Origin of the sequence: Saccharopolyspora sp. (genome assembly GCF_017434145.1) — a bacterium.
Taxonomy (GTDB): domain Bacteria; phylum Actinomycetota; class Actinomycetes; order Mycobacteriales; family Pseudonocardiaceae; genus Saccharopolyspora_C; species Saccharopolyspora_C galaxeae.
On record NZ_JAFRFW010000093.1, the window covers coordinates 1 to 8,591 of the forward strand.

The 8,591-nt window shown below is 70.2% G+C and carries 10 protein-coding genes; 3 read left to right on the forward strand and 7 right to left on the reverse strand.

Features of this window, described 5'->3' with window-relative positions:
* From IJH84_RS02410 to IJH84_RS02430, 5 genes are all read right to left on the reverse strand, one after another.
* The coding region (locus tag IJH84_RS02410) for a Phenylacetic acid catabolic protein (RefSeq protein WP_295139717.1) at window positions 1-357 on the reverse strand (357 nt) is incomplete at its 3' end.
* Between the two features lie 8 nt (window positions 358-365).
* The gene (gene paaB, locus IJH84_RS02415; protein WP_200071973.1) at window positions 366-665 is read right to left on the reverse strand and encodes a 1,2-phenylacetyl-CoA epoxidase subunit PaaB; all 300 of its coding nucleotides are present in this window, start codon (window positions 663-665) and stop codon (window positions 366-368) included.
* Entirely contained in the window at window positions 662-1,615 is a 954-nt protein-coding gene (gene paaA, locus IJH84_RS02420) for a 1,2-phenylacetyl-CoA epoxidase subunit PaaA (RefSeq protein ID WP_200071972.1), read from the reverse strand. Before paaA ends, paaB begins: the two co-directional genes overlap by 4 nt.
* A gap of 128 nt (window positions 1,616-1,743) precedes the next feature.
* On the reverse strand, window positions 1,744-3,771 hold the full coding sequence (paaZ, locus tag IJH84_RS02425) for a phenylacetic acid degradation bifunctional protein PaaZ (RefSeq protein WP_295139720.1): 2,028 nt from the start codon (window positions 3,769-3,771) through the stop codon (window positions 1,744-1,746).
* Between the two features lie 87 nt (window positions 3,772-3,858).
* Window positions 3,859-4,716, reverse strand: a complete 858-nt coding sequence (locus IJH84_RS02430) for a 3-hydroxyacyl-CoA dehydrogenase family protein (RefSeq protein ID WP_255520918.1) — start codon at window positions 4,714-4,716, stop codon at window positions 3,859-3,861.
* 293 nt (window positions 4,717-5,009) lie between these two features.
* Between IJH84_RS02430 and paaI the strand changes: the two genes are divergently transcribed.
* The 3 genes from paaI to IJH84_RS02445 are packed head-to-tail and all read left to right on the forward strand — an operon-like array spanning window position 5,010 to window position 7,374.
* Complete coding sequence (gene paaI, locus IJH84_RS02435) at window positions 5,010-5,390, forward strand: hydroxyphenylacetyl-CoA thioesterase PaaI (RefSeq protein ID WP_200072138.1); 381 nt, start codon at window positions 5,010-5,012, stop codon at window positions 5,388-5,390.
* Window positions 5,391-5,437: 47 nt separating this feature from the next.
* A complete protein-coding gene (gene paaK, locus IJH84_RS02440) occupies window positions 5,438-6,775 on the forward strand; it encodes a phenylacetate--CoA ligase PaaK (RefSeq protein WP_295139723.1) in 1,338 nt (445 codons plus the stop codon).
* On the forward strand, window positions 6,775-7,374 hold the full coding sequence (locus IJH84_RS02445; RefSeq protein WP_200071969.1) for a TetR/AcrR family transcriptional regulator: 600 nt from the start codon (window positions 6,775-6,777) through the stop codon (window positions 7,372-7,374). The genes paaK and IJH84_RS02445 overlap by 1 nt, the downstream gene beginning before the upstream one ends.
* Here IJH84_RS02445 and IJH84_RS02450 read toward each other — a convergent pair.
* Window positions 7,337-7,936: an EF-hand domain-containing protein gene (locus tag IJH84_RS02450; protein ID WP_200071968.1), complete on the reverse strand. Its 600-nt coding sequence runs from the start codon at window positions 7,934-7,936 to the stop codon at window positions 7,337-7,339. The genes IJH84_RS02445 and IJH84_RS02450 overlap by 38 nt on opposite strands.
* A gap of 414 nt (window positions 7,937-8,350) precedes the next feature.
* On the reverse strand, window positions 8,351-8,591 hold a 241-nt coding region (locus IJH84_RS02455), incomplete at its 5' end, for a hypothetical protein (RefSeq protein WP_295139727.1).

Sequence of the window (8,591 nt, forward strand, 5' to 3'; positions counted from 1 at the left end):
GCGGAACTCGGCGGCGTCGCGGAAGTACGCCAGCGAGTCCTCGCCGCGGCCGGACCCGTCGGCCTGCCCGGCTCGCGCCAGCAGCAGCCTGGCCTGCCCGAGCAGGTCCAGCGCGATGTTCGCCAGCGCGACCTCGTCCTCCAGCTCGGGCGCCCGCGTCACCCACTCGCTCAGCCGTTGCGCGGCGATCAGCGCGTCGTCGCCCAGCGCCAGGCAGTAGTGCGCCAGCACCGCCCCGTCCACCCCGTCCGGCACCGAACCGTCCACACCGGACAGCGGATCGTCGAATCCGGTCCCGAACGCCCACCGCGAGTCGTTCTGCTCGGTCAGCGCCTCGTAAGCGTTGTCGAAGGACACAGTGGACCTCACATGTGCGGAACGTCGTCGGGAATGGCGTAGAACGTCGGGTGCCGGTAGACCTTGTCGCCGCTCGGCGCGAACATCGGGTCCTTCTCGTCCGGACTGGACGCGGTGATCGCGTCCGCGCGCACCACCCAGATGCTCACGCCCTCGTTGCGCCGGGTGTAGAGGTTCCTCGCGTTGTGCAACGCCATCTGCTCGTCCGGCGCGTGCAGCGAACCCACGTGCACGTGGTTGAGACCGCGCTTGCCGCGCACGAAGACCTCGAACAGCGGCCAGGACGATCGGGGAGATTCCTCGCTCATGCCGGCTCCTTCCGCGCGGCCCGCTTCGCCGCGTGCGCGGCGGCCGCTTCCCGCACCCACGCGCCGTCCTCGTGCGCGCTCCTGCGCCGGGACATCCGCTCGTCGTTGCACGGCCCGCCGCCGGAGATCACTTCCTTGAGCTCGGCCCAGTCCGGCTCGCCGAACTCGTACCCGCCCGACTCGGCGTCGAAGCGCAACTCGGGATCGGGCAGCGACACCCCGAGCGCGTCGGCCTGCGGCACGGTCATGTCCACGAACTTCTGCCGCAGTTCGTCGTTGGTGTGCCGCTTGATCTTCCAGGCCATCGACTGCTGCGTGTTCGGCGAATCGCCGTCCGGCGGGCCGAACATCATCAGCGACGGCCACCACCACCGGTCGACCGCGTCCTGCACCATCTCCCGCTGGGCCGCGGTGCCGCGCATCATCTGCAGCAGCAGTTCGTAGCCCTGCCGCTGGTGGAACGACTCCTCCTTGCAGATCCGCACCATCGCCCGCGCGTACGGGCCGTACGAGCTGCGGCACAGCGGCACCTGGTTGCAGATCGCCGCGCCGTCCACCAGCCAGCCGATCACGCCGATGTCGGCGAAGTTCAGCGTCGGGTAGTTGAAGATCGACGAGTACTTCTGCCGCCCGGAGATCAGCTTTCCGGTCAGCTCCGCCCGGTCCGCGCCGAGCGTTTCCGCCGCCGAGTACAGGTACAGCCCGTGCCCGGCTTCGTCCTGCACCTTCGCCAGCAGGATCGCCTTGCGCCGCAGCGAGGGCGCGCGCGAGATCCACGCCCCCTCCGGCTGCATCCCGATGATCTCCGAGTGCGCGTGCTGGGCGACTTGGCGGACCAGCGTCTTGCGATAGCCGTCGGGCATCCAGTCCCGCGGCTCGACGCGCTGGTCGCGCTCGATCGTGCCGTCGAAGTGCCGCTGCAGCTCGCCTTCGGCCGTCCCGCTGGTCACCGGCGCTCACCTCCCGCTGTGCGACCGGCCTGCGCGGCCGACCGCTGCTGAAACCGACCAATCGGTCAGTAATTAGTTTCCCGCGGTGCGGCACCCGGGCGCAAGCCCCGAGCGCCGCACCCGCCGGATCAACCCTTGGCGACCAGGGTCAGCACGTCGTACTTGGCGACGGACTCGCCGTCCTGGTTGGTCACGTCCGCGTCCCAGCACACCTCGCCGTAGTCGCCGCCATGGCGCGGAGTGATCCGCTTGGCCGTCAGCGTCACCGTGATCTCGTCGCCCGGGTAAGTCGGCGTGAGGAACCGCAGGTTCTCCAGCCCGTAGTTGGCCAGCACCGGCCCTGGCTCGGGCGAGACGAACAACCCCGCCGCGAACGACACCACCAAGTAGCCGTGCGCCACCCGCCCGTCGAAGAACGGGTTCGCGCGGGCCGCTTCGTCGTCGGTGTGCGCGTAGAAGGTGTCGCCGGTGAACTCCGCGAAGTGCTCGACGTCCTGCAGCGTCACCGCGCGCGGCCCGGACACCACGGTGTCGCCGATGCGCAGCTCCGCCAGGTGTTTGCGGAACGGGTGCACCTCGGTCTCGCTGCGCGCACTGCCCGGCGTCCACTGGCCGGTCACGGCCGTCATGGTGTCCGGATCGGCCTGCACCGCCGTGCGTTGCATGTGGTGCAGCACGCCGCGGATGCCCCCGAGCTCCTCGCCCCCGCCCGCGCGGCCCGGGCCGCCGTGCACGAGCTGCGGCAGCGGGGAGCCGTGTCCGGTGGATTCCTTGGCGTCGTACCGGTTCAGCACCAGCAGCCGCCCGTGCCGGGAAGCCGCGCCGAGCACCACTTCACGGGCGAACTCGGCGTCGGCGGTGACCACCGAGCCCACCAGGCTGCCCTGCCCGCGCCGCGCCAGGTCCACGGCCTGCTCGACGCCGTCGTAAGGCAGGATCGTGCTCACCGGGCCGAACGCCTCGACCTCGTGCGGTTCGGGCCGTTCGGGGTCGTCGCAGCGCAGCAGCATCGGCGAGATGAACGCGCCGTTCGCGGCGTCCGCGCCGACGGGCTGGGACTCGTCCGGGCCGCCGTAGACCAGCCGACCAGCGGCCAGCAGGGACTTCAGCGAGCGCCGCACCTCCTCGCGCTGCTCCAGGCTCGCCAGCGCGCCCATCCGCACGCCCTCGGCGTCCGGGGCGCCGACGGTGACCTTCGCCAGCTTCTCGCCCGCGGCCGCCACCACGTCGTCCACCAAGTTCGACGGCACCAATGCGCGGCGGATCGCGGTGCACTTCTGGCCCGCCTTCACCGTCATCTCGGTGACCAGCTGCTTGACGTAGAGGTCGAACTCGGCGGTCTCCGGGGTCGCGTCCGGCCCCAGGATCGAGCAGTTCAGCGAGTCCGCTTCCGCGTTGAACCGCACCGCGCGGGAGACCACCGCCGGGTGCGCGCGCAGCCGCTGCGCGGTCGAGGCCGAGCCGGTGAACGACAGCAGGTCCTGATCACCCAAGTGCTCCAGCAGGTCCCCGGCCCCGCCGCACACCAGCGACACCGAACCTTCCGGCAGCAGCCCGGATTCGATGATCAGCTCGACCAGCCGGTGGGTCAGGTAGGCGGTCTGGCTCGCCGGTTTGATCAAGCTCGGCACGCCCGCCAGGAACGCCGGGGCCAGCTTCTCCAACGGCCCCCACACCGGGAAGTTGAACGCGTTGATCTGCACCGCGACGCCCCGCAGCGGCGTGTGCACGTGCCTGCCGAGGAACGTGCCGCCCTTGCCGAGCGGTTCCAGCGGGTCTTCGACGTGCACGGTGTCGTTCGGCAGCTCCCGGCGGCCCTTGCTGGAGTAGGTGAACAGCACGCCGATGCCGCCGTCCACGTCGAACTTCGCGTCGCCGAGCGTGGCACCGGTCCGCGCGGACAGTTCGTAGAGCTCCTCGCGGTGTTCGCGCAGGTACGAGGCCAACGATTTGAGCAGCGCGGCGCGCTGGTGGAACGTCAGCGCCCGCAGCGCCGGACCCCCGGTGCCGCGGGCGTGCTCCAGCGCCGCGGCCATGTCGATGCCTGCTGACGAGACGCGGGCGACCTCCTCGCCGGTCACCGCGTCCGGCACCGCGACCCCGTCATCACCGGGGACCTGCCACCGGCCTTGCACGTAACTGGGCAACGCACTCATGAACTTCCTCCGCACGCTTCGAGGTCGGCACTGCATTCATCGGCCGATGGAAGTGTTGTTAAAGCCGCTTTCGCCGCCGCACGAACGTCAATCCGGCCACTCGTGGAACCCGCGGCCGGATTTGCGGCCCAGCTCGCCGCGCTCGACCTTGTCCCGCAACAACTGCGGCGGCGCGAACCGCTCGCCGAGCGTGCCGTGCAGGTAGTCGGCGACCGCCAGCCGCACGTCCAGCCCCACCAGGTCGGTCGAGCGCAGCGGGCCCATCGGGTGCCGGTAGCCGAGCTCCACGGCGGTGTCGATCGACTCGGCGTCGGCCACGCCCTCCTGCAGCATCCGGATCGCCTCCAGCCCGAGCGCCACGCCCAGCCTGCTGGTGGCGAAACCCGGCGAATCCCGCACCACCACGTCCGTGCGGCCGAGCCCGCGCACCCACCCGCTGACGGCCTGCACCGTGTCGTCGGCGGTTTCCGGTGCGACCACGACTTCCACGAGCTTGGAAGCAGGCACCGGGTTGAAGAAGTGCATCCCGAGGAACCGCCGCGGATTCCGCAGCGCGGTGGCGAGTTCCGCGATGGACAGCGAGCTGGTGTTGCTGGCGAGCACGGTCCGCTCGGAAACGGCGCGTTCGGCCGCGGCCAGCACGTCGAGCTTGAGCTCCGGTCGCTCCGGAACCGCCTCCACGACGAGGTCGGCCTCGGCGGGCAGCTCGCCGATGCCGGTCACGACGTGCAGCCGCGCCAGCACCGCTTCCGGGTCGTCGTCGAGTTTTCCGCGCCGCACGGCGCCTTCCAGCCCGTCCCGGACGCGCTGCCGCGCGGCCCCGGCAGCGGCGTCGTCGTTTTCGGCCACGTGCACCTCGGTGCCGAGCATCAGGAACACCTGGGCGATCCCGGCGCCCATGCGCCCGCCGCCGAGGATTCCGACCAGTTCCGGTGTGCTGCTCAACGCGAACCCCTTCGTTGCCCGGACGGACGCTGTGCGGCGCCGGACGCCTCCGCCGCAGCGGGTTGACATCGCGACCGGCGCGGCCAACACTCTAGATTAATAACCGACTGTTCGGTCAGTACGCAAGGCTGCGGCGCGGAAATCCCTGCACAGCGGTGCTGCGCAGCGGTACCGGACAGGGGCACCGGACAGCGGTATCGGACAACGGCACTCGGGCCGAGCACTTCGGCCGAGCACTAGGAGGCGGTGGCCACGTGGATCCGGCCGAGCAGGTGGCTAGCGCGACCCGCGCGATGCTGGACGACGACAACGCGAGCAAGACCCTCGGCATCGAGGCGCTGACGGCCGCCGACGGGCACGCCGCGGTGCGCATGACCGTCACCCCGGCCATGGTCAACGGGCACGGCATGGCCCACGGCGGCTACGTGTTCCTGCTGGCCGACACCGCGTTCGCCTGCGCCTGCAACAGCCACGGGCCGGTCACCGTGGCCGCGAGCGCGGAGATCACCTTCGTCGCCGCCGCCTACGAGGGCGACGTGCTGCACGCCGAGGCGGCCGAGCGCACCCGGTTCGGGCGCAGCGGGATCTACGACATCACGGTGCGCCGCGGACCCGCTCCCGGCGATCCGGTGATCGCCGAGTTCCGGGGCCACAGCCGGACTCTGAAGGAATGACGGCGTTCCGCAGCAATGACGGGACTTCGCGGGAAGGGACACACGGCATGACTCGCACGACAACGGTGTCGTCCGGACGTTTCGGCTCCGCGCCGGATCCCGGTGAGCTCGACCCCGCCGAGCGGCTCGGCGCCGACGAGCTCGCCGCCCTGCAACTCGAACGTCTCAAGTGGACGCTGCAGCACGCCTACCGCAACGTTCCCTTCTACCGCGCCAAATTCGACGCCGCCGGAGTGCACCCGGACGACTGCCGCAGCCTCGCCGACCTCGCGAAGTTCCCCACCACCAGCAAAGCCGACCTGCGCGAGAACTACCCGTTCGGCATGTGCGCGGTGCCGCGCGAGCAGCTGCGCCGGGTGCACGCCTCCAGCGGTACCACCGGGCGGCCCACCGTCGTCGGCTACACCGGCGGCGACCTGGACGTGTGGGCGGATGCGGTGGCCCGCTCCATCCGGGCCGCGGGCGGACGACCCGGGCACCTGGTGCACGTTTCCTACGGGTACGGGTTGTTCACCGGCGGGCTCGGCGCGCACTACGGCGCGGAACGGCTCGGCTGCGCGGTCGTGCCCGCATCCGGTGGCATGACCGCCCGGCAGGTCCAGATCATCCGGGACTTCCAGCCCGAGATCATCATGGTCACCCCTTCCTACATGCTCACGCTGATCGACGAATTCCACCGCCAGGGCATCGACCCGCGGGAGACCTCGCTGAAGATCGGCATCTTCGGCGCCGAACCGTGGACCGAGGACATGCGCCGCGAGATCGAGCAGGCGGTGGACATCGACGCGGTCGACATCTACGGCCTGTCCGAGGTGATGGGGCCCGGCGTCGCCGCCGAATGCGCCGAGACCAAGGACGGCCTGCACATCTGGGAGGACCACTTCTACCCGGAGGTGGTGGACCCGGTCCTCGGCGATCCGCTGCCCGCGGGCGAGCGCGGTGAGCTGCTGTTCACCACGCTGACCAAGGAGGCGCTGCCGGTCATCCGGTACCGCACCCGCGACCTCACCAGGCTGCTGCCCGGCACCGCCCGCCCGAACCTGCGGCGGATGGAGAAGATCACCGGCCGCAGCGACGATCTGATCATCCTGCGCGGGGTGAACGTCTTCCCCACCCAGATCGAGGAACTGGTGCTGCGCGCGGACGGCCTGTCCCCGCACTTCCAGATCACCTTGACCCGCAAGGGCCGGATGGACCACATGACGATCCGCGTCGAAGCCGACGAGGACATCACCCCGCAGCAGCGGGCCGCGGCTCCGGACCTGCTGACCAAGGCGGTCAAGGACGCGGTCGGCATCAGCGCCGAGATCGCCGTGGTCGCCCCGGACACGCTGGAACGCTCGGTCGGCAAGCTCCGGCGCGTCCTCGATCACCGGGAGGGGTGATGCCGGCCCGCACGAACGGCAACCGCGGCCGCCCCGGGTACGACCTGGACTCGGTGCTGCGCACCGCGGCCGCGGTGTTCCACGAGCGCGGCTACGACGGCACCAGCATGGAGTTGCTGGCGAACCGCCTCGGCATCACCAAGTCCGCGATCTACCACCACGTCTCCGGCAAGGAAGAACTGCTGCGGCTGACGGTCGACCGGGCGCTGGACGCGCTGCTCGCGGTGGCCGACGAGCCCGCGGCGCAACGCGGTCCGGCGCTGGACCGGCTGCGGCACGTGCTGCGGCGCAGCGTGCGGGTGCTGGTGGACGAGCAGCCGTTCGTGACCGTGCTGCTGCGGGTGCGCGGCAACAGCGAGGTGGAGCGGCAGGCGCTGGCGCGGCGCCGCGAGATCGACGGGTTCCTCAGCGACCTGGTCGCGGCCGCCGAGCAGGAGGGCGCGATCCGCCCGGACCTCGATCCGGCGCTGACCACCCGGTTGCTGTTCGGCATGGTCAACTCCGTCATCGAGTGGTACCGGCCGGGCACCGGCCTGTCCGCGGAGGAGCTCGCCGAGGCCGTCACGAAGATCGCTTTCGATGGACTCCGGAACGGCTAGCGCCGCCTGCCGGGAAACTGCGCGGGCGGCCGGATATGAGTTCGATGTCCAGCCGGCCGTAGTGGTAGTCGCGCACCGCTTGCAGCATCTGGTTCAGCGACAGCTCCCCGCGGCCGTAGTGGTCGATCTTGTCGAAGGCGACGCCGCCGTCGGCCACGCTCATTCCGTGCGCGGACAACCACTTCGCGAATTCGGCGCGGTCGATCCGGCCTTCGTCCTTCTTCGCGCACAATCCGATGACCGCCGTCAGCACCGGCGTGAGCATCCGGTTGAACGCGGCTTCGCCCTGCTCGAAGATGAGGTCTTCGCAAACCCTGCGAAACTGTTGCTCGTTCACGGATCCGTCCGGTCTGGCCCCCGATTCCCCGGCCACCACGTCGAACATCCAGCACAACGCGTTGCGCAGATCCCGGGCGGCCGGCGAGGTGCTACCCCGGCCGAATGCGCGCACGATCCGATCCGCCTCGTGCTCGAAGTCCGAGCGCCGCAACACCCCTTTGCCGGCGACGTCCCACCGGTCGAAGCGCGCCTTGAGTCGGTCGCTGATGACGGCATTCATCATGGAACTGGCCTTTCTCACTTCAACGCTGGGCGAACCGGCACCGGCGGCCCCGCCGCACCCGACTGCGAACGTTTCGCCAGGACAGGACGGTCACGTCGGCCGCTTTCCGGCGAGCGCGCAGCAAGTTGCGCCCGGCGACGAACGCCGCGAGCGTTCCGGTCGCCGGAAAGCTGGGGAATCAAGGGGATTTCCGTTCCGACTTCGCGTGCAGGGGCCGCCCGCCGAGCCCGCCGAGCCCCGGTCCGGCCCTCGGCGACCGTACCCGCTCCGCGATCGGAGAAGGAGGGTTCACCCGAACTCGGAACCAAGATTCACCACATGGAGTGATCTTGCCATCTGCCGGTTCCGCACCGGCTCGGCGGACGCATTACCCGGAAAGCGTAATACGGTTCCGAGAACGCCTGGTCAGAATACTCAAATGACCAAAGTAGACGGTCGAGAAAACCACTCTTGAGCACTTTCCCCCGCTGCTACGGTCGGCGCAACGCCGGACGCCGAAAGCACGACGGACGTCCTCGGCCATTCGCCGAAAATTTGCGCGTCGAGGGGGAAGATCAGCGTGCGGATCGCGATGCGAAAGCACATTCCGGTGCACTCACACGGCCGCGCGGTGCGGATCACCGGACCGTCCGATGGCTTCGTCCGCGCCTGCCGC